The sequence below is a fragment of the Rhizobium sp. ZX09 genome, assembly GCF_017357485.1.
GTDB lineage: Bacteria > Pseudomonadota > Alphaproteobacteria > Rhizobiales > Rhizobiaceae > Agrobacterium > Agrobacterium pusense.
In genome coordinates, this window is sequence record NZ_CP031363.1 from 1995318 (window position 1) to 2019599 (window position 24282).

General features: G+C 59.8%; 26 protein-coding genes. 10 read left to right on the top strand and 16 right to left on the bottom strand.

Translation table 11 applies throughout. The annotated features are described in order from the left end of the window. Together BTN45_RS10005 and BTN45_RS10010 are read left to right on the top strand one after the other, a co-directional pair. Positions 1–2085: a hypothetical protein gene (locus BTN45_RS10005; RefSeq protein ID WP_207587515.1), complete on the top strand. Its 2085-nt coding sequence runs from the start codon at positions 1–3 to the stop codon at positions 2083–2085. Between the two features lie 89 nt (positions 2086–2174). Next, on the top strand, positions 2175–2588 hold the full coding sequence (locus BTN45_RS10010; RefSeq protein ID WP_207587517.1) for a GNAT family N-acetyltransferase: 414 nt from the start codon (positions 2175–2177) through the stop codon (positions 2586–2588). A gap of 19 nt (positions 2589–2607) precedes the next feature. Here BTN45_RS10010 and BTN45_RS10015 read toward each other — a convergent pair whose 3' ends face one another. After that, complete coding sequence (locus tag BTN45_RS10015; protein WP_004442997.1) at positions 2608–3561, bottom strand: LysR substrate-binding domain-containing protein; 954 nt, start codon at positions 3559–3561, stop codon at positions 2608–2610. An 86-nt stretch (positions 3562–3647) separates the two neighbouring features. Here BTN45_RS10015 and BTN45_RS10020 point away from each other — a divergent pair, with 86 nt between their 5' ends. After that, the gene (locus tag BTN45_RS10020; protein WP_207587519.1) at positions 3648–4613 is read left to right on the top strand and encodes an MBL fold metallo-hydrolase; all 966 of its coding nucleotides are present in this window, start codon (positions 3648–3650) and stop codon (positions 4611–4613) included. A 56-nt stretch (positions 4614–4669) separates the two neighbouring features. Here the strand turns inward: BTN45_RS10020 and BTN45_RS10025 are convergent, their stop codons facing one another. Then, positions 4670–5983, bottom strand: coding sequence for an MFS transporter (locus BTN45_RS10025; RefSeq protein WP_072494702.1), 1314 nt, complete (start codon positions 5981–5983; stop codon positions 4670–4672). A gap of 336 nt (positions 5984–6319) precedes the next feature. Further along, the gene (locus BTN45_RS10030) at positions 6320–6889 is read right to left on the bottom strand and encodes an N-acetyltransferase (protein ID WP_207587521.1); all 570 of its coding nucleotides are present in this window, start codon (positions 6887–6889) and stop codon (positions 6320–6322) included. 295 nt (positions 6890–7184) lie between these two features. Here BTN45_RS10030 and BTN45_RS10035 point away from each other — a divergent pair, with 295 nt between their 5' ends. Beyond that, complete coding sequence (locus BTN45_RS10035) at positions 7185–8177, top strand: glutathione S-transferase family protein (protein ID WP_207589722.1); 993 nt, start codon at positions 7185–7187, stop codon at positions 8175–8177. Between the two features lie 15 nt (positions 8178–8192). Here BTN45_RS10035 and BTN45_RS10040 read toward each other — a convergent pair whose 3' ends face one another. Beyond that, positions 8193–8684, bottom strand: a complete 492-nt coding sequence (locus BTN45_RS10040) for an NUDIX domain-containing protein (protein WP_207587523.1) — start codon at positions 8682–8684, stop codon at positions 8193–8195. A gap of 65 nt (positions 8685–8749) precedes the next feature. Between BTN45_RS10040 and BTN45_RS10045 the strand changes: the two genes are divergently transcribed. Next, positions 8750–9715: a metallophosphoesterase gene (locus BTN45_RS10045; protein ID WP_207587524.1), complete on the top strand. Its 966-nt coding sequence runs from the start codon at positions 8750–8752 to the stop codon at positions 9713–9715. 201 nt (positions 9716–9916) lie between these two features. On the opposite strand, the gene leuA is transcribed toward BTN45_RS10045, so the two are convergent. The 4 genes from leuA to BTN45_RS10065 all read right to left on the bottom strand — a co-directional run bounded on the left by leuA (position 9917) and on the right by BTN45_RS10065 (position 13652). Then, positions 9917–11626, bottom strand: coding sequence for a 2-isopropylmalate synthase (gene leuA, locus BTN45_RS10050; RefSeq protein WP_207587525.1), 1710 nt, complete (start codon positions 11624–11626; stop codon positions 9917–9919). Positions 11627–11944: 318 nt separating this feature from the next. Further along, positions 11945–12178 carry a CopG family antitoxin gene (locus tag BTN45_RS10055; RefSeq protein ID WP_034498842.1) on the bottom strand — a complete coding sequence of 78 codons (234 nt, stop codon included), beginning with the start codon at positions 12176–12178 and terminating at the stop codon, positions 11945–11947. Further along, a complete protein-coding gene (locus tag BTN45_RS10060) occupies positions 12147–12437 on the bottom strand; it encodes a BrnT family toxin (protein WP_004443015.1) in 291 nt (96 codons plus the stop codon). Before BTN45_RS10060 ends, BTN45_RS10055 begins: the two co-directional genes overlap by 32 nt. A 36-nt stretch (positions 12438–12473) precedes the next feature. Then, positions 12474–13652, bottom strand: a complete 1179-nt coding sequence (locus tag BTN45_RS10065) for a benzoate/H(+) symporter BenE family transporter (RefSeq protein ID WP_207587531.1) — start codon at positions 13650–13652, stop codon at positions 12474–12476. Between the two features lie 274 nt (positions 13653–13926). Here BTN45_RS10065 and BTN45_RS10070 point away from each other — a divergent pair, with 274 nt between their 5' ends. Continuing rightward, positions 13927–15009 carry an esterase-like activity of phytase family protein gene (locus BTN45_RS10070; protein ID WP_207587533.1) on the top strand — a complete coding sequence of 361 codons (1083 nt, stop codon included), beginning with the start codon at positions 13927–13929 and terminating at the stop codon, positions 15007–15009. A 79-nt stretch (positions 15010–15088) separates the two neighbouring features. On the opposite strand, the gene BTN45_RS10075 is transcribed toward BTN45_RS10070, so the two are convergent. Together BTN45_RS10075 and BTN45_RS10080 are read right to left on the bottom strand one after the other, a co-directional pair. Continuing rightward, positions 15089–15733 (bottom strand): NrsF family protein, encoded by a 645-nt coding sequence (locus BTN45_RS10075; RefSeq protein WP_207587540.1) that lies wholly within the window; start codon positions 15731–15733, stop codon positions 15089–15091. Further along, entirely contained in the window at positions 15730–16278 is a 549-nt protein-coding gene (locus BTN45_RS10080; protein ID WP_207587542.1) for a sigma-70 family RNA polymerase sigma factor, read from the bottom strand. Before BTN45_RS10080 ends, BTN45_RS10075 begins: the two co-directional genes overlap by 4 nt. 182 nt (positions 16279–16460) lie before the next feature. Here BTN45_RS10080 and BTN45_RS10085 point away from each other — a divergent pair, with 182 nt between their 5' ends. Next, positions 16461–16703: a pentapeptide MXKDX repeat protein gene (locus BTN45_RS10085; protein ID WP_207587544.1), complete on the top strand. Its 243-nt coding sequence runs from the start codon at positions 16461–16463 to the stop codon at positions 16701–16703. 71 nt (positions 16704–16774) lie between these two features. Here the strand turns inward: BTN45_RS10085 and BTN45_RS10090 are convergent, their stop codons facing one another. Further along, positions 16775–17356, bottom strand: coding sequence for an ATP-dependent Clp protease proteolytic subunit (locus tag BTN45_RS10090; protein WP_003523060.1), 582 nt, complete (start codon positions 17354–17356; stop codon positions 16775–16777). A 233-nt stretch (positions 17357–17589) separates the two neighbouring features. Between BTN45_RS10090 and BTN45_RS10095 the strand changes: the two genes are divergently transcribed. Next, complete coding sequence (locus BTN45_RS10095; protein ID WP_004443023.1) at positions 17590–18180, top strand: HupE/UreJ family protein; 591 nt, start codon at positions 17590–17592, stop codon at positions 18178–18180. Between the two features lie 100 nt (positions 18181–18280). Then, the gene (locus BTN45_RS10100) at positions 18281–19033 is read left to right on the top strand and encodes a DUF2076 domain-containing protein (RefSeq protein WP_207587546.1); all 753 of its coding nucleotides are present in this window, start codon (positions 18281–18283) and stop codon (positions 19031–19033) included. 25 nt (positions 19034–19058) lie between these two features. On the opposite strand, the gene queF is transcribed toward BTN45_RS10100, so the two are convergent. The 4 genes from queF to BTN45_RS10120 form a co-directional block, all read right to left on the bottom strand. Next, complete coding sequence (gene queF, locus BTN45_RS10105) at positions 19059–19523, bottom strand: preQ(1) synthase (RefSeq protein ID WP_004430149.1); 465 nt, start codon at positions 19521–19523, stop codon at positions 19059–19061. A gap of 16 nt (positions 19524–19539) precedes the next feature. Further along, positions 19540–20442, bottom strand: a complete 903-nt coding sequence (locus BTN45_RS10110; RefSeq protein WP_004443025.1) for a cation diffusion facilitator family transporter — start codon at positions 20440–20442, stop codon at positions 19540–19542. Positions 20443–20601: 159 nt separating this feature from the next. Continuing rightward, on the bottom strand, positions 20602–21000 hold the full coding sequence (locus BTN45_RS10115; RefSeq protein ID WP_006699433.1) for a glyoxalase superfamily protein: 399 nt from the start codon (positions 20998–21000) through the stop codon (positions 20602–20604). A 66-nt stretch (positions 21001–21066) separates the two neighbouring features. Further along, complete coding sequence (locus BTN45_RS10120; protein WP_004443027.1) at positions 21067–22170, bottom strand: branched-chain amino acid ABC transporter substrate-binding protein; 1104 nt, start codon at positions 22168–22170, stop codon at positions 21067–21069. A 286-nt stretch (positions 22171–22456) separates the two neighbouring features. On the opposite strand from BTN45_RS10120, the gene BTN45_RS10125 reads away from it, so the two are divergent. Then, a complete protein-coding gene (locus BTN45_RS10125; RefSeq protein ID WP_107339387.1) occupies positions 22457–23632 on the top strand; it encodes a DUF3095 domain-containing protein in 1176 nt (391 codons plus the stop codon). A gap of 127 nt (positions 23633–23759) precedes the next feature. Here the strand turns inward: BTN45_RS10125 and BTN45_RS10130 are convergent, their stop codons facing one another. Further along, positions 23760–24080, bottom strand: coding sequence for a metalloregulator ArsR/SmtB family transcription factor (locus tag BTN45_RS10130; protein ID WP_003524068.1), 321 nt, complete (start codon positions 24078–24080; stop codon positions 23760–23762). Positions 24081–24282: the final 202 nt, after the last annotated feature.

Sequence of the window (24282 nt, forward strand, 5' to 3'; positions counted from 1 at the left end):
ATGACATTGACCTTCGCTCCCTTCCTGCCATGGATCGTGATCGCCGTTCTGGCCGTCGCAGCACTTCTCCTTTCCTTCATCGGCCTGTGGCGCGGCGTGCGTGGCGCATGGTTGCGCGGGCTGGCGCTCGCCGCCCTGCTTGCCGCCATCGCTAATCCGCTTTTGACGCAGGAGGAGCGCGAGCCGCTTTCCACCATCGTCCCCGTCATCGTCGATCGTTCGCAGAGCCAGGACGTGCAGGACCGGCCGCAGATGACGGATACGGCGCTTAACGCGCTGAAAGAGCGGCTGTCCCGTTTCCCGCGCATCGAGCCGCGCATCGTTGAAGTGCGCGATAATGGTGAAAGCGATTCGCCCTCGACCCAGCTTTTTTCGGCCTTGTCCTCCGCCGTTTCCGATGTGTCGCCTTCCCGCGTGGGTGGCGCGATCTTCCTGAGCGATGGCCAGATTCACGATATTCCCAATGCCCTGCCCAACGCCGAGCAGGCGCTCGGCTTCCGCGCGCCCGTGCACGGCCTGATCACGGGCAAGGCTGATGAGTTCGACCGCCGTATCGAAATCGTTCGCGCCCCGCGCTTCGGCATCGTCAATGAGGAACAGCAACTGACGCTGCGCGTCTTCGATGACGGACGCCCGGCAGGCGGTGGCGCGGCTGAGGTGACGGTGAAGATGAATGGCGAAGAGATCGCCACACTACAGGCGACACCCGGTCAGCCGACGCCGTTCCGCTTCAAGGTCCCACGCGGCGGCAACAATGTCATGGAATTTTCCGTCGCCGAAATCCCGGGCGAAGTGACTGTTGCCAATAACCGCGCCGTTCACCTGATCGAAGGCATCCGTCAGAACCTGCGCGTGCTGCTCGTCTCCGGCGAACCGCACGCCGGCGAGCGGGCATGGCGCAACCTCCTGAAATCCGACGCCTCGGTCGATCTGGTGCATTTCACCATTCTGCGCCCGCCGGAAAAGCAGGACGGCACGCCGATCAACGAACTCTCGCTGATCGCCTTCCCCACCCGCGAGCTGTTCGTCGAGAAGATCAATGATTTCGATCTCATCATCTTCGACCGCTACCAGCATCGTGGCGTGCTGCCGATCCTCTATTACGATTACATCGCCCAATATGTCGAAAAAGGCGGCGCGCTTTTGATTGCCGCCGGGCCGGAGCATGCCGGTCAGGATTCGATCGCCATGACGCCGCTCGCCTCCGTCCTCCCGGCGCAGCCGACCGGTCAGGTGCATCAGGCTGCCTTCTATCCGCGTCTTTCGGAAGCGGGCAAGAAACACCCGGTCACCCGCGGGCTAGAGGGATCGGGCAATGAGCCGCCGCAATGGGGCCGCTGGTTCCGCACCATCAGCGTCGACCCGCCGCAGGGCCAGACCGTGATGCTGGGCGATGGTCAGGACCCGCTGCTGGTGCTCAACCGCCAGGGTGAAGGCCGTGTCGCCATGCTGCTGTCGGATCAGGGCTGGCTCTGGGCGCGTGGTTATGAGGGCGGCGGCCCGCATGTGGCGCTTTACCGCCGCATCGCCCACTGGCTGATGAAAGAACCCGAGCTGGAGGAAGAGGCACTGACGGCGCGCGCCAACGGCCGCACCCTGCAGATCACCCGTCAGACCATCGGCGACGATCCCGGTCAGGCCAGCGTGCGTTTCCCCTCCGGCAAAATCGAGAACATGGCTTTCACCAGCAGCGAGCCCGGTCTCTACAGGATCGAACGCCGCATGGATGAAACCGGCCTGTTCGAAATCAAGAACGGCGATTTCACCACCCTCGTCCATGTTGGCGCGGTGGACGCACCCGAATTCAAGGCGATGATTTCAACGACCGAAACGCTGAAGCCGCTGGCCGATGCCACCAAAGGCAGCGTGCACCGTGTCGCCGATAATTCCGGCCGGGTCGCACTGCCGGATATATTGCCGGTCCGCGGCGATATCAGGGTTGCCGATGAGGATCGCATGCTGATACGCATGACCGACGAGACGGTGCTGAAAGGCGTCAACACCCTGCCGCTCTTTGCAGGTTTCGCCGGGCTAGGCGCGTTGCTGCTTGCCTTCTCCGCTCTATGGTGGCGTGAAGGCCGGTAAGGGCGTTCCAGCAAAGATCGTGGGGCCTTCCCCTCGTCTCGGCACGTAAACGGGAAACGGCCACCGCCCGGCGGCCGGGGAAGATGAACATGAATTTCGTTTTAAGCGATGCCGCCGATCCAGAGGCCGAAAAAGCCATCCGCGATCCTCTGGTGGCCTATAATCTTGCTCGTTTCGGCGAAAGCGACAAACGCGACATTATCATCACCATCCGCAATGACGACAATGAGGTCATCGGCGGCCTGGTGGGCCACACCGCCCGCGGCTGGCTTTATGTGCAGCTTCTTTTCGTGCCGGAGACGATGCGGGGACAGGGCACGGCCTCGAAACTTCTGGCCATGGCCGAAGACGAGGCGAAAAAGCGCGGCTGTATGGGCGCCTATATCGACACGATGAACCCGGATGCGCTGAGGACTTACGAACGGTACGGTTTCACCAAGATCGGCTCGCTTGGGCCACTCTCCAGCGGCCAATCCATCACCTGGCTGGAGAAAACGTTCTAGAGCACCGACCACGCAAATTTCAGGCGGCAATGCCCGACACCTCGCTGTCGACCGTGCGTCCCATGGTCTCGCGAATCTGCTGGCGCAGCCACACGGCTCCCGCATCCGCATCGGTCTGCAATGTCCAGACCATGGCGACAGGCGGGAAATTCAACGTCACCGGCACCGGGCTCACTTCCAGGCCCAGCATGGGCGCATAACGCTGAGCAATGCGCGAAGACACGGTCGCCAGCACGGCTGAGGAGCGCGCCGTTGCCAGCACGGAAAGAAAATCCGGCGCAGCGGCGACGACGTCGATTTCCAGTCCGGTCAGTTCCAGCGCGTCCTTGATACAGCCATGCAGACTGTCGGTCTGTGATATGACCGCGTGCTTGGCCGACAGATAGGCGTCCAGTCCAACGGGATTGGGCAGATCGAGCAGAGCCGGGTTGAAGCAGCAGAGCACGCTGGAAGAATAAAGCGGTTCGCAATGGTGCCGCTGTTCCTTCGAATAGGTGCATCCGACAGCCATGTCGATCACGCCCGTATCCAGCATAGCGGTGATTTCCTGCTGTTGCCCGTTGCGCGCAAGGATACGGATACCGGGTGCGATCTCGCGCAGCCGCGCGGACAGATCCGGCAAAAGCAGCAGCTCCACCTCACTGGACATGCCGAGCCGGAACGTCCGCCGCTCGGTCGCCGGATCGAACACATCAGCCGTCAGCACCGCCGCCTGCGCTTGTCTCAGCGCCTGGCGTACCGGCCCCGCCAGATTGAGCGCCCGCGCCGTCGGCTTCATTTCCTGCCCCACACGAATGAACAGCTCATCCTGAAACAGTGTGCGCAGGGTGGAGATATTATGGCTCATGGCAGGTTGCTGGATTTTCAGCCGCCGCGCCGCGCGCGTGACGTTCATCTCTTCCATCATCGCATCGAAAGCGACGAGGAGATTGAGGTCGAAGGAACGGAGATTGAAATGATCGATAGTTTGCATAAGTCACATCGATTTGATTGCTAACCTGCCTACACTTAACTGGAGATCGGAAAGTTTCAAGACATTCCTAAACCCAGGAGCCTTCAATGCCATCACGTCGCTCACTTCTCAAAGGCGCCGCCAGCGCCCTCATCGCCGCCCCCTTTGTTGCGCCCTCCGTCGCATTTGCCAAGGCACCGCTTGTCGCCACGCAGGCGCCCGGCTTCTACCGGCTGATGGTCGGCAAGGTGGAAGTTACTGCGCTTTCGGACGGCGTCATTGCGCTGCCGCTTGCCAAAATCTACACCAACACCACACCGGAACATGCGACGAAGGCGCTTCAGGATGCGTTCCTTCCGGAAGAGACGCCTACGTCCGTCAATGCGTTTCTCGTCAACACCGGTGACAGGCTGGTGCTGATCGATGCCGGCACCGGCTCCTATCTTGGCCCAAGCCTCGGCAGGCTCGTCGCCAATATCGAAGCCTCGGGCTACAAAGCGGATGAGATAGATGATGTCGTTCTCACCCATATCCATACAGATCATTCCGGCGGTCTCTCCGCGGATGGCAAACGCGCCTTTCTCAACGCGACCCTGCGCGTGAACAAGCGCGAAGCCGCTTTCTGGCTCGATGAGGCGAAGGCCAAGGCAGCACCGGAGGCGCTGAAGAAGGGCTATGCCGAAGCCAAAGAAAGCATCCAGCCCTATATCGATGCCGGCAAGTTCGAGACGTTCGGCGACAATGCCGCGCCGGTTCCCGGTCTCGGCTCAGTCCTTTACGCCGGCCACACGCCGGGCCACAGCGGCATCGTTCTCGAAAGCAACGGCCAGAAAATCGTCTTCTGGGGCGATATTACCCATGGCGATATCCTCCAGTTCGATGAACCTGATGTCGCCGTCGCATTCGACGTCGATCAGAAGGCAGCCGTCGCCACGCGTGATCTGGCATTTAAACAGGCGGTGGAAGGCAAATATCTGGTGGCAGGGGCGCATATCGCCTTCCCCGGCATCGGTCATGTGCGCACCGACAGCACCAATTATGATTGGCTGCCGGTGAATTACACGACGCTATAAAGCCGAACAGAATGGCCTGATCCTCAAGGGTCAGGCCATCGTCCCGCACTGACGCCCTATGTCAGCGCCACCTGGCGCGTTTCCGCATTGATCATCGTCGCCGCAATGGCGGCCAGTACCAGCAGCCCGGCAAATATGCCGATCGCGACACCAAAACCCTGCGCGATGGCATAACCGAGGAGTGACGGCGCCAGCAGGCCGCCAAGCCGCGCCATCGCCCCTGCGGCACCCATGCCGGTTGCCCGTGATTCCGTCGGGTAAAGTTCCGGCGTGAATGCATAGAGAGCGCCCCAGGTGCCAAGCAACGCAAAGCTCATGATGAGAAGCGAGGCGGCAATCATCGCACCGCCGGAAGCAAGCGTGAAAAGCAGGCATCCGAGCGCGGAGAGCAGGCAGAAGCCGATCAGCGTCGGCTTGCGACCCCACTTTTCGACACCATAGGCCGCAAGCGCGTAGCCGGGGATCTGTGCCAGCGCCACCAGCACAAGGAAACCATAACCGCGCACGAAACCGAAGCCGTCTCCCGCGAGCTTCGCCGGCATCCAGGTGAAGACGCCGTAATAGGAAACGGAGACGAGAAACCAGATTGAGAGGATCATGATGCTGCGTTGGCGCAGCGCCGGTGAAAATATCCCCTGCCCCTTGGACACTTCAGGCTGGAAAAGCCCTGTCCCGGCATCGAGCGGAGCGCGGCCATTCGTGACCAGCATACGGTTGACGACGGCCTTTGCTTCCTCCGACCGACCCGTGCGCAGGAGATAAAGCGGCGATTCCGGCACGAGAAAGCGAAGGCCAAGGCCGAGGACAGCCGGGAACGCGGTTACGGCAAAGATATATCGCCAGGCATCGGCAACACCGGCAAGGCTGGCACCCCAGGCTGCAAGCGCCACGATCAGCGTCCCGACAGCCCAGAAACCTTCCAGAAAGACGAGCCAGCGCCCACGATTCCTGGCGGGCAGGAATTCCGCCATCATCGCATAATCCACCGGCAGCGTGCCGCCCACGGCGGCCCCGGTGAGAAAGCGCAGGACAAGCAGAATGGTGAAATCCGGCGAGAATATCGAAAGCACGCCGAACAGGGCATCACAGGCCACCGTGACGATTAGCACCCGGCGACGGCCGTAACGGTCCGCCAGCCGTCCGAAACCCGCAGCACCCAGCAACATCCCGAAAAAGAACGCTGTTCCGGTCTGCAGCGCCTGCGGCACCGTCAGCCCAAAGGTTGCGGCAATGGAGGCCGCAGTGAAACCGACGGCCAGAACCTGCATGGCATCCGCCGCCCAGACGAGGCCGAATATGCCCATCAGCCTGCGCTGATAGGCGCCTGCGCCCGCGCGCTCCAGCGCATCATTCATGGTGATTGCCGTCATGCCTCGTCCCTTCGCAAAAACCGACTTTCACTTGCTATCGCATGGGGGGAGGAAACGGAATTGAATTCTGTGGAGGGAGACGCGTTGTTTCGAAACAGGCTACCGGAAGAAGATTTTACCAGACAAAAAGATGTGCACGGCGGTCTCGATGTTTGCCATAGCGCGCAACGCCCCTTCCGTCATCCCGGCCTCGAGCCGGGATCCAGTCACGGCGCGTCTGCGCCGTGGGAAGAGTCCTTTTCAGCCCAAAGACTTGGCCTGGCTGCATTCCGGCTCAAGGCCGGAATGACGGGGCTTGTGTTGCGCTAAGGAGCAAAAAGCTCTTCGGATATCCCGTCACCCGTAAACCCGAAGAGGCGCCTCGAAACTCTCATCTTCCACTGTCGCGGCCGGCATCACGGCCTCGCATTTGCGCCAGCCGATATTGCCCTTCAGCCGCTGGTGCACGTCATTGCCAAGCGGCACGACCAGCACCCGGTTCGGATCAACCGGCCCCGGAAAATCAAGCGCCGCATAAGCCACCTTCTCGAACCCGAGCGGCATGTAATAGGGCGGATCGCCGATCAATATCACGGCTTCGGAGCCCTTGCGCCTTGCCGCCGCAATGGCGATCCGGACGAGTTCCCGGCCGATGCCCTTGTTCTTGTGAGAGGGCCGAACCGCAAGCGGGCCAAGCATATGACCCTTCACATCGCCTGCCAGAACCGGCGTCATGCGCACCGAGGCAATCGTCTCGCCATCATCGGCGCAGACGAAGGAGAGCGACCGGTCATGCGGACCCTGCTCGCGGATGCGCGCTGCCGCACGGGTGTGCCGGCCGGGGCCAAATGCTTCTTCGTTGATGACTTCGATGATGGCGTCGTGCGACGCGTCCTCGGTGAGGTAGACAAGATCGTGCTTGGACATGAAGAGACCGAAACTTCCAGAATGCGGATGCGACAATAGATGACGGCTGCGCCGGTTAGGGCGTTCAGGAGCGTCAGCGTCGTCGGAGCATCCGTAGTTCGATCATAATCAAAAATTTCCTCAGATTTGTGAAAATCGCAATTATCAGGAAAATAACAACCCGTCCAGAACAAATCTCGTCGCGGCCCCATTCCAGCTCTGCAGCACGGAAACGCATTGTTCAATGCCTTGCGGGTTCGCGACAACGAGTGAAACGGGTAGGATTGCCGCCAAGGAAACAATCAAGGAGATCGTCATGGGCATGCTGGTGGAAGGCGTATGGAAAGACGTCTGGTACGACACCAAGGAAACCAAGGGGCATTTCAAGCGCAGCGCCTCGCAATTTCGCAACTGGATAACGCCGGATGGCGCACCCGGCCCTTCAGGAGAAGGCGGCTTCGCGGCGGAGAAGGACCGTTACCACCTCTATGTCTCTTTCGCCTGCCCCTGGGCGCACCGAACCCTGATTTTTCGCAAGCTGAAAAAGTTGGAAGAGCTTGTTTCGGTCTCGGTTGTCGACCCTTTGATGCTGGAAAACGGCTGGGAATTTAAGCCTGAAGGTGAGCGGACGCCGGGTGCGACCGAGGATCACCTTTTCGGTTCATCCGCGCTCTGGCAGGTCTACACCAAAGCGGATCCCAAATATTCCGGCCGCGTGACCGTGCCGGTGCTCTGGGACAAGAAGCGCGGCACCATCGTTTCCAACGAATCGGCAGAAATCATCCGCATGTTCAACTCCGCCTTCAACGACCTCACCGGCTCGCAGACCGATTATTATCCTGAGACGTTGCGCGCCGAAATAGACGCGTTGAACGACGTGATTTACGACACCGTCAATAATGGCGTCTACAAGGCTGGCTTTGCCACAACGCAGGATGCCTATCAGCAGAATGCGGTCAAGGTCTTCGAAACGCTGGACATGCTGGAAGACCGGCTGAAGCACGGCCGTTTCCTGTTCGGCTCGGAGCAGACGGAAGCGGACTGGCGCCTGTTCACCACACTGGTTCGGTTCGACCCCGTCTATGTCGGCCATTTCAAGTGCAATATCCGCCGCATCCACGACTATCCGCACCTCACGGGTTACCTGCGCGATCTTTACCAGACGCCGGGCGTGCCTGACACGGTCGATATGCGCCATATCAAGGAACATTATTACCGCAGCCACCGCACCATCAACCCGACAGGCATCGTGCCCATCGGCCCCGAGCTGGACCTGAAAAAGGCCCATGGCCGCGACTCGCTTTCCTGACGAGGGTGGACACTGCTACCAGTGATCGGCGAGCGCCCCCTCGCCTGCAAGTTCTGCAAGGCGGCGGCGGGTTGCGGCCGTCACCCCTTCGGGCAGATTTGAAAGATCGAAAAAGCCGCTTTCGGCAATTTCATGATCCGGCTTTTTCGGCTTGGTCTGGGTGACCTCAAGCCGATAAAGCGCGACATGGTCGCGATTGCTGCCTTCCAGATTGAGATAAACATGGAAAAGCTCGGGCTTTGACGTGGCTTCGAGATTGCCCTCCTCCCGAATTTCCTTGTGAAGCGCCGCGAGCAGGGTTTCACCCCGCTCCACCCCTCCACCCGGCAGATACCAGCCCGGCAGATAGGTATGGCGGACGAGGAAAATCTTGCCGGTTCCATCATAGCAGGCGGCACGCACGCCAAGAGTTGCGCCGCGCGTGAACAGAAAAACGAAATGCAGCAAACGAATGAAGACGCGCATATGGAACGGACGGGCCTGCCGCCCGGTTGTCTCGTCATTCACCCTGTTTCTCCCCGCCTGCCGGCTTTTGTTGGACGTGCGGCATATCATAGGTTATCTCTGCCGCCATGTTCAAACTTGCGCATATTTCAGACGTCCATTTGGGGCCACTGCCAAAACTCACTTTTCGCGAACTTGCATCCAAGCGCATCACCGGTTTCGTCAACTGGCATCGCAACCGCCGCAAGCATCTGTTCACCGATACGCTGGAAAAGCTGCTGGACGATCTGGAGACAAAATCACCGGATCATCTGGCTATCACCGGCGATCTCGTCAATCTTGCGACCGGCATTGAAATTCGCGCCGCCGCCGACTGGCTGGAAGAGGTGGGTGACCCCGAAAAGACCTCCGTCGTTCCCGGCAATCACGACGCCTATGTGTCCGGCGCGCATGACAAGGCCATGCAGGCCTGGTACCCCTATGTTCGTGGCGATGGCGACCCGGCCGAATGGGACGATGACCGCAAGATTTTCCCCTATATGCGTGTGCGCGGCCCGGTGGCGCTGATCGGTTGCTCCACCTCGATTGCGACGCCACCTTTCTCGGCCACCGGCTATTTCGGCAACCGGCAGGCGCGCGCCACCGCGGAACTGTTGAAGAAAGCCGGGGAACAGGGGCTGTTCCGCGTCGTGATGATCCATCACCCGCCGATCCGTGGCGCCGCCCCAACGCACAAGCGCATGATCGGCATACGCCGTTTCGCCGCGGCGCTTGGCGTCGGCGGTGCGGAGCTCGTGCTGCATGGCCATACACATTTGAACACAGTCTATTGGCTGAACACGCACCATGGTGAAGACCACATTCCCGTGGTCGGCATCGCCTCTGCCAGCCAGGGGCCCGGTGGGGAAAAACCGCGCGCGGCCTATAATCTCTTCAACGTCTCCGGCGGTCCCGGCACCTGGAACGTGACCTGCGAACGGCACAGCCTCAATGAGACGGCAACGGGTGTCGCGCTTGAGGATATCAGGGTATTTTATGAAAACGGGCGGCCGCTGGGGTTTTCGCGGCCTGCGGAGCAGAGCCCGCAGGAGTGAGACGTCGGAGGGTGGGGCTACCCCCCTCTGCCCTGCCGGGCATCTCCCCCTCAAGGGGGGAGATCGACTCGCGGACAGGTCTCGCCCATCTCAACGTTTGGGAATGAAATGGCGGTAGTGCTTCCTGCTGATCTCCCCCCTTGAGGGGGAGATGCCCGGCAGGGCAGAGGGGGGTACTTTCCCCCACCCTCCACGCCAGCCTTATTTCGCCCGCTCTTCCAGCACCCGGTTGGCCGCAGAAACGATCGCTTCCAGCGAAGCCGCCACGATATTCGTATTCACCCCTGCCCCGAACAGCTTGCCGCCCGGATGTTCCATCTCGACATAAGCGATGGCCGAGGCATTCGAGCCGTGCTGCAGCGAGTGCTCGGAATAATCATTCACCGAGAGATCAATGCCGAGATAAACCGACAGCGCATTGATGAACCCGTCGATCGGACCGGTCCCCTTGCCTTCAATGCGCTTCACCTCACCATTGTCGGTGATCTCGGCGGCAACGATGCGCACGCCCTTGAAATCGCCGGCCGGGTAGGTGTGGTGATCGACGAATTTGAGGCGTGCATTCGGCTGCGTCACGTAGCGCTCGATAAAGCGCTCATAGATGCGCTTGGCCGGCAGCTCGACACCCTCTTCATCGGTGATGCGCTGGATATCCTCGCGGAACTCCACCTGCAAATTGCGCGGCAGGTTGATGCCGTAATCCTGCTGGAGGATATAGGCGATGCCACCCTTGCCGGATTGCGAGTTGATGCGGATGATCGCCTCGTAGGAGCGTCCCACATCCTTTGGATCGATCGGCAGATAGGGCACTTCCCAGACGGGATGATTGGCGACCTTGATCGCCTTCATGCCCTTGTTGATGGCGTCCTGATGCGAGCCGGAAAACGCCGTGTAGACCAGTTCGCCCACGTAAGGGTGGCGCTCGGGGATCGTCATCTCGTTGGAATATTCATAGACCGCCTTGATGCGCTCGATATCGCGGCAGTCCAGCTCAGGATCCACACCCTGCGTATACATGTTCAGCGCCAGCGTCACGACATCGACATTGCCGGTGCGCTCACCATTGCCGAACAGGGTGCCTTCAACGCGGTCCGCACCCGCCATCAGGCCCAACTCGGTCGCCGCAATGCCCGTGCCGCGGTCATTGTGCGGATGGAGCGAGATGATGACGTTTTCGCGATTGTCGATATTGCGGCACATCCATTCGATCTGGTCGGCATAGATGTTCGGCGTCGCCATTTCCACCGTCGATGGCAGGTTGAGGATCAGCTTGTTGTCGGCCGTCGGCTTCACAACCTCGACCACGGCGTTGCAGATTTCCAGCGCCACTTCCAGCTCGGTTCCGGTAAAGCTCTCAGGCGAATATTCGAAACGGTAACCGCCGCCGGCCTTGGCCGCCATGTCGGTGATCATCTTGGCCGCATCGACCGCGATCTGCTTGATACCGTGCACATCCTTGCCGAACACCACGCGGCGCTGCAGTTCCGATGTCGAATTGTAGAAATGGATGATCGGCTTGTTGGCGCCTTCCAGCGCTTCGAAGGTGCGGGTGATCAGTTCCGGGCGGCATTGCACCAAAACCTGCAACGAGACGTCATCGGGCACATTGCCCTCTTCCACGCACCAGCGGGCGAAATCGAAATCCGTCTGCGACGCGGAAGGGAAACCGATCTCGATTTCCTTGAAACCCATTTCGAGCAGCAGCTTGAACATGCGGGCCTTGCGGTCGTGACCCATTGGGTTGACCAGCGACTGATTACCGTCGCGCAGGTCCACCGAACACCAGATCGGCGCCTTGGTGATCGTCTTGGAAGGCCAGGTGCGGTCGGGGATGTTGATCGTGGGATAAGGGCGATACTTCACGCTCGCGTCGGTCATGCCCTTGAAAACAGTGGTGGTCTTGGCGTCCATGTCGCTTCCTCCTTGCGCCATCCGCGGGCTTATTCAAGCCATCGGCGGATGCGCGGCCCTTGAGGGCCTAAATCCAGTATAAAATGAGATTTCGAGATGAGGAGCGTTTGCACCAGCGGGCTTTCGGCCGCCGGGCGCTCCTCACTGGACCCGGCAACCGCGTGTAAGGTCGAGGCTAAGAAGCGAGAGTGCACCGCACGGCGAGGCCTTCGCAGAAATCTGCGCGCTCATGCCGGAAATGGTTGCGATGCTGTTGCTCATGGCGATGTGTATAAACAGCGGCTGGCGGTCTGACAAGTGATCTTGTGCGGTGCCGGCCTATTTTGCGTGTCGGCCGATCTCAAGCCTTTCCGCGATCCACAATTTGACAAGCGACTGCCGGGTCACCCCAAGTCTCCGAGCCTCATTGTCCAGGTCGTTGACGACCCACGTCGGAAAATCGATGTTGACACGTTTGGGCTCGATATTCAGATGCCGCGCCGTTGTCCAGTCGAGATACTCACCGATGTCCTCGCCATCATCAGCCATTCTGTCGAATTCTTCTGCGCTTATTGTCTTCATAATGATGCCTCTCTAACTCACGGGCGCGCCGAACGGAAATAATTCGAATACGCCCATCCCGCAGCGTATGCACTGCGAGCCATAATTTGCCGCCGAGAAGAGCGATGAGCGCAAACCGCTCTTCACCGACGCCCAGCGCGGTAACGGTCAAACCGAATTTGTCGTGCCACAACGCCTGAGCATCGACAAAATCAATCCCGTGCTTGTCTTTATTGCCAGCGCTCTTGGCCGGATCAAATTCGAACTCCATGAGAATATAATATAAAAACTATACCATTTCCACTATCTAACCACGCCTTACCAACCGTTGCAACGCCATCATCAACCCGCCGCCGATCAAGCCCCAGAAAGCACCGGAAACGCCGCCGAAGGAGAGGCCGGAGGCCGTGATGAGGAAAGTGATGGCCGCAGCCTCGCGGGTTTCGGGGTCCTTGAACGCGGCGACCGCTGAGCCGGAAAAGGCGCCGACCAGCGCCAGCCCCGCCACCGCCTGAATGAGGATGGGCGGCGCAAGCGCCACGAAGGCCGTGACCACGCCGGCTAGCAGACCGAAAATAATATAGCCGACACCGCCGATAATCGCCGCCCAATAGCGCCGCTTTGGATCGGGATGGGCATCCTCGCCCGCGCACATCGCCGCCGTTATTGCCGCAAGATTGACCGCATGGCCGCCAAAGGGCGCGGAAAGCAGCGAGAAGAAGCCGGTCGCGGCGAAAAGCGGGCCGGGCTGCGGATCGTAGTGATTGACCTTCAGCACCGCAATGCCGGGAATATTCTGCGAGGCCATGGTGACAATGAAGAGCGGCAGCGCGATGGAGACGACGGCATGCAGGCTGAAGACGGGTGTTACCCATTCCATCGGCGGCGTCAGCGATTGCGCGACGCTATCGAGCGCACCCGCCGGAATATCGACGCCGAAAATCATCACCAGCACGAAGGCGGCAAGGGCCGCAGGTACTGCAAACAGCCGCCTGAAAGCCCCCACGACAATCCACGCCAGAATGATCGGCAGGCCAAGCGCCGGGTTGAAGCCGATCGCCTTGATCGGGGCGAAACACAGGCCGATGATGACACCCGACAGCATGGCATTGGCGAGTGGCGCCGGAATGGAGGCAACCGCCCGACCGAGCGGCTTGAACAGGCCGGCAACGATGATCAGGACGGCGCAGACAATGAAGCCCCCGACAGCCGCAGGAAAACCGCCGTCGATCACGCCCGTCGTGGCCAGAAGTGCGGCGCCCGGCGTCGACCATGCAATGCTGACCGGCAGCCGGGTGGCGACGGAAAGAACGGTGGCGCAAAGCCCCATCGCCACCGAAAGTGCCATCAGTCCCGACGCGGCCTCGAAATCGGTCGCGCCCACGGCTTTGAGGCCCTGCAGCACGACGGCAAAGGAACTGGCGAAACCGACAAAGGCGGTGAGGCAGCCCATGAACAGGCTCTGGATGGAAAAATCTCTCAGCATGAAGCACTCTGCGGCCTGCTGCCCGTCGCAAGAAACCGCAGCGATCTGCACTGGCGACGGACACGAACAAATTTGAAGCGTGAAGCGCGAATCTGAAGATAGCAGCACGCTCTGGATGAAGCATGGCTATATTCAGGATCAAAAAAGACGGGGCTTGGCAAGATGAACCGCCGGACTTCGGGTACGCCGGCACGGAAAACGTCATCAAAGTTTAGCGGCAGCACGCTAATCCTCCCTGCATCGCAACGGATCATCCGCCACAGGAGGGAGCTTCATGTTTCGTATCGTCACCATTGCAGCCCTTGGTTTTGCAGCCCTTCCGGCGGCTGCCCAGACCCTGCCGCAGCCGGCCTTTCTGGGCCAGATCGTCGTTCCCTCCGGCCTCGCCATCGATGGCGTCACCTTCGGCGGGATCTCCGATCTCGCTTTCGACAGCGAAACCGGGCGTTATCTCGCAATTTCCGACGACCGCGTGGAAAAGGGCCCGGCCCGTTATTACGAGCTGGAACTTGCGGTGTCGGAAGGCGTCGCCACCCTCAATATCGCCGCCATGCATGAATTGAAGGATGAGACCGGCGCGGCCTTCGCTCCCAAAGGCATCGACGCGGAAGGCATCACACTCGACCGCAAGGGCGGCAAGCTCTATTGGTCTTCGGAACGCGACCTGAAAAACCAGCCGGCGATTTATGCGTCAAACCTCGACGGAAGCGATGTCAAACGGCTGGAGCTGCCCGACGCCTATCTCATCGATGACGCGAAGACCAGGGGCGTGCAAAACAATCTCGGCTTCGAAGGTCTGACGTTGACACCTGGCAGACTGATCGCCGCCACCGAAAATGCGCTCACTCAGGATGGCCCGAAGGCGACGCCGCAGGCGGGCAGCCCGGCCCGTATTCTCGTCATCGATACCGCGACCCTGAAGCCGGTCGCTGAACATGTCTATGTGACAGAGGCGATCTCCAACACACCGACAGCCGCCGAGCCGAAATACAATGACAATGGCCTCTCCGCTCTTGCGGCCCTGCCGGACGGGCGCCTCGTCGCCGTCGAGCGCAATTTCGCCTCCGGGGTCGGCAACCATATCCGCTTCTTCGTCGTCGACCTCTCCCGCGCCGAAAATATTCTCGGCAAGGACAGGATCGATCCGGCATCCGTGGCCGCCGTTTCCAAATCCGCATGGTTCGAAATCAAGGAAGGCGACTTCGGTCTCGACATAGACAATATCGAAAGCCTTGCTTTTGGACCGGTCGTGGATGGCAAACAGCTCTTTGTCATCGCCTCGGACGACAATTTCAACCCGGGCAAGCAGTTCACCCAGTTTGCGGCCTTCGCAGTGCCGGCAAACCTCGGTCAGTAACACACGATAAGGATCGTGCCGGCCCCTGACAGCCCACAGGGCCGGCATGAGCGGACACGACACAACAGGAAACCTGCCTTCACCAGCGGAGAAGACGTGAACCGGCAAAGGCCCCGATCAGACCTGTGAGGAGAATTCCCAGCGAATACCAGATCAGCACGAAGGCCAGGCCGTTTTCGCTGCAGAACCAGGAATAGACCCAGGCTCCGGCCGCTCCGGCCGCAAGTCCCGCGGCAAAACCTGCAAGGGCGGGATCGGCTGGAGCAGATCGTTTGAGAGCGGCAAAATTCGCAAAAAACACCGGAACAGAAAAGGCGATGATCAAGAGCGGGCAATGCAGGGCTGAAGAACCCAGGATGAGCCTGCGGTAGGCTTCAGGCAGGGCGAATCCCAACTGGACGAAGGCCATTACCGCCATTGCCGAAACGATCACCGCGATCCCGACAAACAGGCAGCTTCTTTCTCCCTCCGGCCGGGCAAGACGCCTGACCGCGAAAAAAGCGACCATCGCCAGCACGGCATTGTAGAAAGACTTCACCCAGAAAGCTGGCTCGCTCACCGCATCCCGCATATCGCCGCGCGGTCCCAAAATGATGAACATCAGCAGAAGTGAAACGCCAAGCGCCGGCAGGGCTGCAACGGCCAGCCGACGCTCGAGCGCAAAAGCCGGAACGGGCCTGAGATTTGCTGCCAGTCGCTCGATAATATCTTCCGTCTTCTTCACGTGTCGCCTCGCAACTTCGCCGCCAGGGTTTTTAATGTCCTGTGAATGCCGACTCGTGCCGCAAGCTCGGTCTGGCCGGTTTTTTTTGCCGCTTCGGCGATGGACTGCCCTTCAAGCTTCACGCTGCGAATGAGCTCGCGTTGCCGCTCCGGCAAATCCTCGAGCAACCGTTCGACATCCATCCACGCGGTGACGGCGTCGACAGACCAATCCGCCTCCAGGGTCTCATCCAGCTCCACCTCCCCCCGCATGCGCGCGCCCCTGCCGCGATAGTGATCGATGAGCTTGTAGCGCGCTATCGAAAAAAACCAGGCCGTGAACGGTCTTGAGCGATCATAGGTCGCCCGCTTCGCATGCAGCGACAATAACGTTTCCTGCACAAGATCTTCCACTTCTCCCCGTGAAGCGGCGCTCATGCGCCGACCATAGTAAGCAGTCAGCAGCCGGCGCAGGGCATGAAGCAAATGCCTGTAGGCGCCTTCGTCCCCATCGAGGGAACGCAGCATCAGCGTCTTTAAAGTGTCTTCTGAAAGGCTGCCTGTCATTGTCACTATCGGGTTATTCGCAGTCGGCAGCATATTGTTACACTGTGGTTTGAAAAATCTCGCCCGAAGATATTGTCACAAACATGTGAAGCTGTAACGACCGCCCATTTCTCCCGAATGGACAATCGTGATCCCCGACATGATGCCGGCGGACATTCAACAACGTCCAGAGGAGACCCTTCATGACCCGCATTTTCACCGCCTTTGCCGCCGCCGCCCTGCTCTCTACTATTTCCCTCACGGGCATCGCCCATGCCGACGGCATGAAGACCGAACCCATGAAGCCCGACGCAATGAAAATGGAGACGATGAAAAAAGATGGCATGTCCGTGACCGGCAAGAAGGCCTGCATGCACAAGGCCGGTATGGAAATGGACAAGATGAAGAAAGCCGACATGATGAAGGCCTGCAATATGATGAAATAACAACGGCCCGAAAGGAAAAAGCCCGCATCGGTTTTCACCGACACGGGCTTTCTCGACTGAAAATCCGGAACTCAGAGTTCCGACTGGCTTTCGACGATCTTGCCGACGAGGCCATAGTCCTTGGCCTCTTCCGCGCCGAGCCAGTAATCGCGATCGATATCCTTGGCGATCTTTTCTTCGCTCTGGCCGGTGGCCTTGGAGAAGATCTTGATCAGGCGCTGGTTCATCTTGATGATTTCGCGGGCCTGGATTTCGATGTCGGACGCCATGCCGCGCGTACCGCCGGAGGGTTGGTGCAGCAGGAAGCGGGTGTTCGGCAGGCAAAGGCGACGTTCTTTCGGCACCGAAACATAGATCAGCGCGCCGGCGGAGGCGACCCAGCCCGTGCCGATGATGTAAACCTTCGGCTTGATGAACTTGATCATGTCGTGGATGGAATCACCCGATTCGACATGACCGCCCGGAGAATTGACGTAAACGCGGATGTCGTCGTCGCTGGCGGCGGCAAGGGCCACGAGCTGCGTGCAGACCTTCTGCGCCAGTTCCTGCGTGATGCCACCATAGATGAAGATCGAACGCGACTTGAAAAGATTCGCTTCCGTTTCCTTGCCGATCGGCAGTTCCTTGCTCTTGTCGTCTTCGTCTTCGTTCATCAACGGCTCTCTCCAGCAAAATTCGTGCATGCCCTTCGGACATAGTGCGACTTGTTACGTAAGGCAATGAGCAAAAAAGACAAGGTTCGCGCCCGAACAATAAACAGCACCCCCGGCAGATGACGCATGGACAGCTCGTTCGTCTTCGCGATATCGTCAGCGTCTCATTGCAGTGCCGCACGCTGCGGAACCCCAAGACAGCAGGTGAGCGGCGATAATCTTAAGAGGGAACCATGCTGAAAAGACTAAGCCTTGCAGCCGCCGCGCTCGGCCTTACCACCCTGCCCGCTTTTGCGCATTTGAACCCGGAAGAACACGGCTCCTTCATGGCCGGTGTCTCTCACCCCTTCTTCGGTGCGGATCATATTCTGGCGATGGTGGCGGTCGGCATCTGGGCCTCCCAGATTGCTGTCGCGCAAAGTGACCGAAGGGCGCTGTGGATCGTGCCGGCCGCCTTCGTCGGCACCATGGCTGTGGGCTTCCTGATGGCGGTTTACGGCATCGACCTTCCCTTCGTCGAACCCGCCATTCTCGCCTCCGTCATCGGCCTTGGCCTTCTGGTCGCCATGGCGGCAAAGCTTCCCACCGCAGCAGCCGCGGCCGTTGTCGGCGCTTTCGCGCTTTTCCACGGCCATGCGCATGGCGGCGAACTCGGCAGCGCGGGCGCGCTGCAATTCGGCATCGGCTTCATGATCGCCACCGCCATCCTGCACCTTGCCGGCATCGCCCTCGGTCTCGGCATCGCCCGCTTCGGCTCGGTCGCCAGCCGCACGGTTGGCGCGCTCACGGCGATTGCGGGCCTCTCGCTCGCTTTCGGCGGCTGAGGATCATTACCGAAATTTAAAATTCGGACCGCTTTGAAAAGCCAAAATTGTGGCCTACCTCCTTATCGTAGAATTTCGCTTCACGGTAAGGAGGCAGCACATGTCACCGGAAGAAAGCCAGCTTCTCAAGGGCCTGTTCGAAAGAACCAAGGCCGCATCCGCCACCCCGCGTGACCGCGAGGCGGAAACGTTGATCGCAGACGCCGTGCGCGATCAGCCCGCAGCTCCCTATTATCTCGCTCAGGCGGTGATCGTGCAGGAGAAGGGACTGGAAGCGGCAGCAGCCCATATCAAGCAGCTCGAAGAGCGCATCCACGCATTGGAAAGCGCCAACCCGGCCCCTCAGGCCGCAGCGCAGGGCGGCTTTCTCAGTTCCATCTTCGGCACCGGCCAGCCGCAGCCGCCAGCTCCGACACCAGCACCTGCTGCTGCCGCGCCGGCCTCGTGGCGCAACGATACCGCTGGCCAGACGGCCGGTCCGTGGGCATCGCAGGCAGCCCAGCAGCAGCCCGGTGGACCGTGGGGTCAGCAGCCGGCAGCAGCCGGCCGGTCTGGCGGCGGTTTCCTGCAGGGCGCGCTTGGCACCGCAGCCGGCGTTGCAGGTGGCATGCTGCTTGCGAACTCGCTGAGCGGCATCTTCGGCAGCCACATGTCGTCTCTCGGTCTCGGCTCGCCCTTCGGCGGCAATAGCGGCACTGGCAATGCGCCCGTCGAAGAAACGGTCATCAACAACTATTATGGTGACGGCGCGAGCCCGCAGGATAGCAATGACGACGATATCCAGCAGGCCGATTACGACGACAGCGCCGATGATGCCGACTTCGATTCAGGCGACGATAGCTCGTTCGTTTGAGCTTTTTTTCACCTAAAGAGCCGGATCAGCCGCGGCCGCGATAAGTGGCAACGCCCTGATCCGGCAGCCATACGCCCTCGGGCGCCGGTCCGGTCTGCCAGAAGACATCGATCGGAATGCCGCCGCGCGGATACCAGTAGGCGCCGATACGCAGCCACTTCGGCTGCAGCAATTCCACAAGGCGCTTGGCAATATAGACCGAGCAATCCTCATGGAATGCGCCATGGTTGCGGAAGGACTGCAGGAACAGCTTCAGCGACTTCGATTCCACCAGAAAGTCGCCGGGAATATAATCGATGACGATATGGGCGAAATCCGGCTGGCCGGTCATCGGGCAAAGCGAGGTGAATTCGGGCGCGGTAAAGCGCACGACATAATCGGTGCCGGCATTGCCGTTCGGCACTTTTTCAAGAACGGCCTTTTCAGGGCTCTCTGGCGTATCGACCTTCGTGCCCAGCTGCGACAGGCCGGAAACATCCGTCACGGACATGGAAAACTCCTGTTTTTTAAACGATCACTTTGACGCCATGCGCCTTTTCGCCTTCCGGCTCGACGTGAATGGCAAGGCTGGCGCCCGGTATGACGTCCCTTATGGCATCTTCAAGGCGGTCGCAAATATCATGCGCCTCACGCACCGTCATGATGGCAGGAACGACAACGTGAAAATCGATGAAGGCGGCCGAACCGGCGCGGCGGGTTCTGAGATCATGGACACCGATAATGCCACCGGAATTGGCTGCGATCGCCTTCTTGATCGCCTCATCCTCCTCGGGCTCCACTGCCCGATCCATCAGGCCACCAAGCGAATGCAGGATGACCTTCGAGCCCTGAAACAGAATGTTGACGGCCACGAGAATGGCAAGCGCGGGATCGAGAATGGCATAGCCCGTCAGCAATGCCAGGACGAGGCCGACAAGTACGCCTGCCGATGTCACGACATCAGACATGATGTGGTGGCCGTCGGCCGCAAGCGCCGGCGAAGAATGCTGTTTGCCGACGCGGATCAATATTGTCGCCCAGACAGCGTTAATGATCCCGGCCGCGGCATTGATGGCAAGACCAAGTACAGGCGCTTCCGGCAGTCTCGGATTGAAGAGTGCGCCCCAGGCCTCCTGCACGATCAGCAGGGCAGCGACAACGATCAGTACCCCTTCGACGACAGCGGAAATATACTCCGCCTTGTGGTGGCCGAACTGGTGGTCGTCATCGGCAGGCTTCTGCGCGTAACGAATGACGAAATAGGCGATGAAAGCCGCGACCACGTTGACGGTCGATTCCAGACCGTCGGACAGCAGCGCGACCGAGCCGGTAACCCACCAGGCCACAAGCTTGAGGCCGAGTACACCGAAAGAAAGCGGAATGCCCCAGAATGCGAGCTTCCTGACCAGCGCATTGCCTTCAACGTTCATTTTCTGTCCCCGTGCGGATGCGAACGAATTGCATGACCGATTGCCAAAACGCACGAACCGCGCGCACGGGGCCTCCGTGCGCGCGGTTCGCTATTTGAGCGTTCTATCGTTCAAACGAGGATCAAGGTCAAGGGCCTTGCGCTCGCGTCCAAAACATCACTATCCGCTTTTCTGCTCGCAGAAACGAATGCGGTTGCCGAAGGGATCGGTCACTTCCATCACATTACCCCATGGCAGTTCTTCAACGCCGGGCTTCATGAAGCGATAATCCTTTGCCGCCAGTTCCCGCTGGTAGGCGAGAACGCCATGCATCGTGACGAAGACGTTGGAGCCCGGCGTCGCATCGCCGTGGTGGCCGCTGAGATGCAGCCCCATTCCGGCGCGTGAAATCTGCATGTAGAGCGGGAAATTTTCGCCGAAGCGGTGTTCCCACTCGACCTCGAAGCCGAGAAAATCGATATAGAACTCCCGTGCCTTGGCCTCGTCGAACATCCTGAGGATGGGGAATATCCGCTCGAAAGCGATATCTCCGTCTATGCGCGTCCCGGCATCGGCCATGCTGCCTTCACCCTCTTCAGGCCATAAATGAAACCGGCCGCAACAGGTGCGGCCGGTAAGGTCAGCTTATTCGGCTGCGACGATCTTGCCGTCCTGCCACTTGAACAGCGAGAAGGTCTGCGAGGTCAGGTCACCGCTTTCGCCATAGGTGACCTTGCCAATTGCGGTCGGGAAGGCTTCACCGCTCTTCAGGACCTTGGCAACCGCTTCGGAATCCTTGGCGCCAGCCTTTTCGATGCCGGCCTTCAGGACTTCGACAGCAGCGTAAGCATTAAGCGTGAAGGCTTCCGCCGGAATGTTGGCGGCCTTCAGCGCTTCCGCAGCAGCCTTGGAATCAGCGTTCTTCAGCGCGTCGGAAGCATTGGTGAAGATCGTGCCTTCGCCAGCCTGCGAACCGATGTTCCAGAACTCGCTGTTCGACAGGCCGTCACCGCCGATAACGGCAGCCTTGGAGCCGATATCCTTCAACTGGCGCACCAGAAGACCGGCTTCCGGATGGTAACCGCCGAAATAGATGATCTCGGCATTGTCGGACTTCAGACGTGCCGTCAGCGCGCCGAGGTCCTTTTCGCCCGGCGTCAGGGCATCGTAGAGAACTTCGGTCACGCCGCCGGCATTCAGCGTCGCCTTGAAGGCATCTGCCAGGCCTTTGCCGTAAGCGCCCTTGTCGTGAATGATGGCGACCTTCTTGTCCTTGAGGTTGGCGAGAACGTATTTCGCCGCAACCTCGGCCTGCTGGTCATCGCGACCGCAGGTGCGGAAGACGTTGGAAAGGCCGCGGTTGGTAAGGCCCGGCGCAGTCGCCGTCGGCGTAACCATCAGCACGCCGTTTTCGGCAAAGACGTCCGAAGCGGGAATGGCGACGCCGGACGTCACCGGACCGACGACGAAGTGAATGCCTTCGGCAACCAGCTGATTCGCGGCTGAAACGCCCTGCTTCGGCTCGCCGCCATCGTCGGCCAGCTTCAGCACGACCTGTTCGCCGAGGATGCCGCCCTTTTTGTTGATTTCATTGACTGCCGTCTGGGCGCCGTTCTTGACCTGGTCGCCATAAGCGGCGACAGGACCGGTGAGCGGCGCAATCAGGCCGATGACGATTTCGGCATGGGCAAGGGGTGCGAATGCGAAGGACGCTGCAAGCGTCACACTGGTCAATGTCTTCAGTTTCATCCTGGTGTCTCCTTAAAGGGGGTCGCGGGACCCGGTGAGCGCCATGGGCGCCGACCGAATGAAACTATCGGACGCCTCCCGGCGAAAACTCGTTCCATTTTTGAATTCCGAGCCTTCCACTCAACTCATACGGAAGGATTGATGATCTATGCAAGTCACCTTTGCTGGATTAGGTCTATTAGAGGTAAATCAAACGCGAAGCGGGCCATGATCCTGTCACTCCGAAGCACGGTATCGCCCCATGGAAATGCTTGGCGTTCGGCCGCCGCTGGAGGATAATCGCGGCATGATCACAGCAGATGACGAATTTCTGACGGGCCTGCCCGTTTTCCAGCGCTTTGAGGACGTGGTTGATCCGACGCTTTATCGTGCCCTGCCACCGGGATGGGGGCTTGCCATCGCCGATATCGTCGATTCAACGGCGGCGATCCAGACCGGCCGATACAAGGCGGTGAACATGGCCGGCGCGGCGGTCATTTCCGGTGTGTCGAACAGTCTCGGACGTCACGACCTGCCCTTCGTTTTCGGCGGCGATGGCGCCGCCGTCACCGTGCCCCCGGGCGGGCTGCCGCTTGCCAGCGCCGCTCTTTCTTCCGTTCAGCGTTGGGTGAAGGACGATCTCGACCTTACGATGCGGGTAGCGCTGGTTCCGGTTGAGGATATTCGTGAGAATGGCTTCGATGTGCGCGTCGCGCGTTTTCAGGCAAGCGACGATGTTTCCTATGCGATGTTTTCAGGTGGCGGCAATAGCTGGGCTGAAGCACGGATGAAGGAAGGCCTTTATATCCTGCCTACCGCAGCCGCAGGCGAACGCCCGGATCTGACCGGCCTCTCATGCCGCTGGAATCCCATTCCGGCGACCCGTGGCAAGGTTGTATCCATCATAGCGGTGCCGGGGCCGTCGCGGGACATGCCGGCATTCCGCAAGCTTGTTACCGATCTTGTCGATCTGGCCGAGCAGGACGGAAGGCATGGCCACCCCGTGCCTGAGGAGGGCCCGAAGCTCGGTTTCGTGCGGGAGGGACTGAATCTCGAGGCACGCGCAGGAGCGGCCCATCGCGACGTCTGGGGCCAGTTGCGCCGTTCGTCCCGTATTCTCGGCGAGACCCTGCTTATCAATTTGCTCGGCTTGACGGGTCTTTCGCTCGGACGGTTCAATGCGGAGCGCTATCGGCGCTCCGTCGCCAGCAATACCGATTTCAGGAAATTCGACGACGGTTTGAAGATGACCGTGGATATCGACGGCGCAAGGCTCGAAAAAATTCGCGACCGGCTGGAGCAAGGCCGCCTGTCTGGAAGCTGTTATTTCGGCCTGCATGAGCAGGACGCCGCATTGATGACCTGTATCGTACCCTCCCCGCTTTCACGGGATCACATGCATTTCGTGGACGGCGCTGACGGCGGATATGCGGCTGCAGCAACCCTGCTCAAGCAGCAGATGCAGGCTGTGCCCGCCCGCTGATCGCACCCGGCGCAAAGACCAGCGCGCTCCTTGCGGGATCACCGCCCGGTCAGGTAACTCACAAACGAAAAACCGGCGTCAAGCGCCGGTTTCAATTCAATGCTGCCGGAGGCCTGACGGCCCCGGATCAGGCGGCTGTCTTGCTGCTCTTCTGCGCCTGGCAATAAATTTCCTCAAGGGAGGCCAGGATTTTCTTAACGGATTCGGAGTTGCTGGAATAATAGATGGTCTGCGCATCCCGTCGTGTCTTTACCAGCCGCTGGGCCCGCAATTTCGAAAGATGCTGCGAAAGAGCGGACTGGCTGAGACCAACCTGAGAGGCGAGAACACCGACCGGCACTTCCGTATCCACCAACGTGCATAAGATCATCAGGCGCTTGGGATTCGCCATCGCTGAGAGCAAGTCTGCAGCGGCGATGCTATGTTCCGACAGAGATTGGTTATCCATACGCTCAAGTCTCCTGATGACAGTCGGAAAGACGGTCATGGTGGCTATTATAGGTGTTCCAAAAGGTGTTTTTATAATTCGGTGGATACGTTGTATATACCTAAATCTTGCTTATATCGTGTCCCTTTCAAAGACTATTCTTCACTAATTATCCATCTAAGACACTTCACCTAAAATATCGGCGTTCTGCCTGATTTTTATC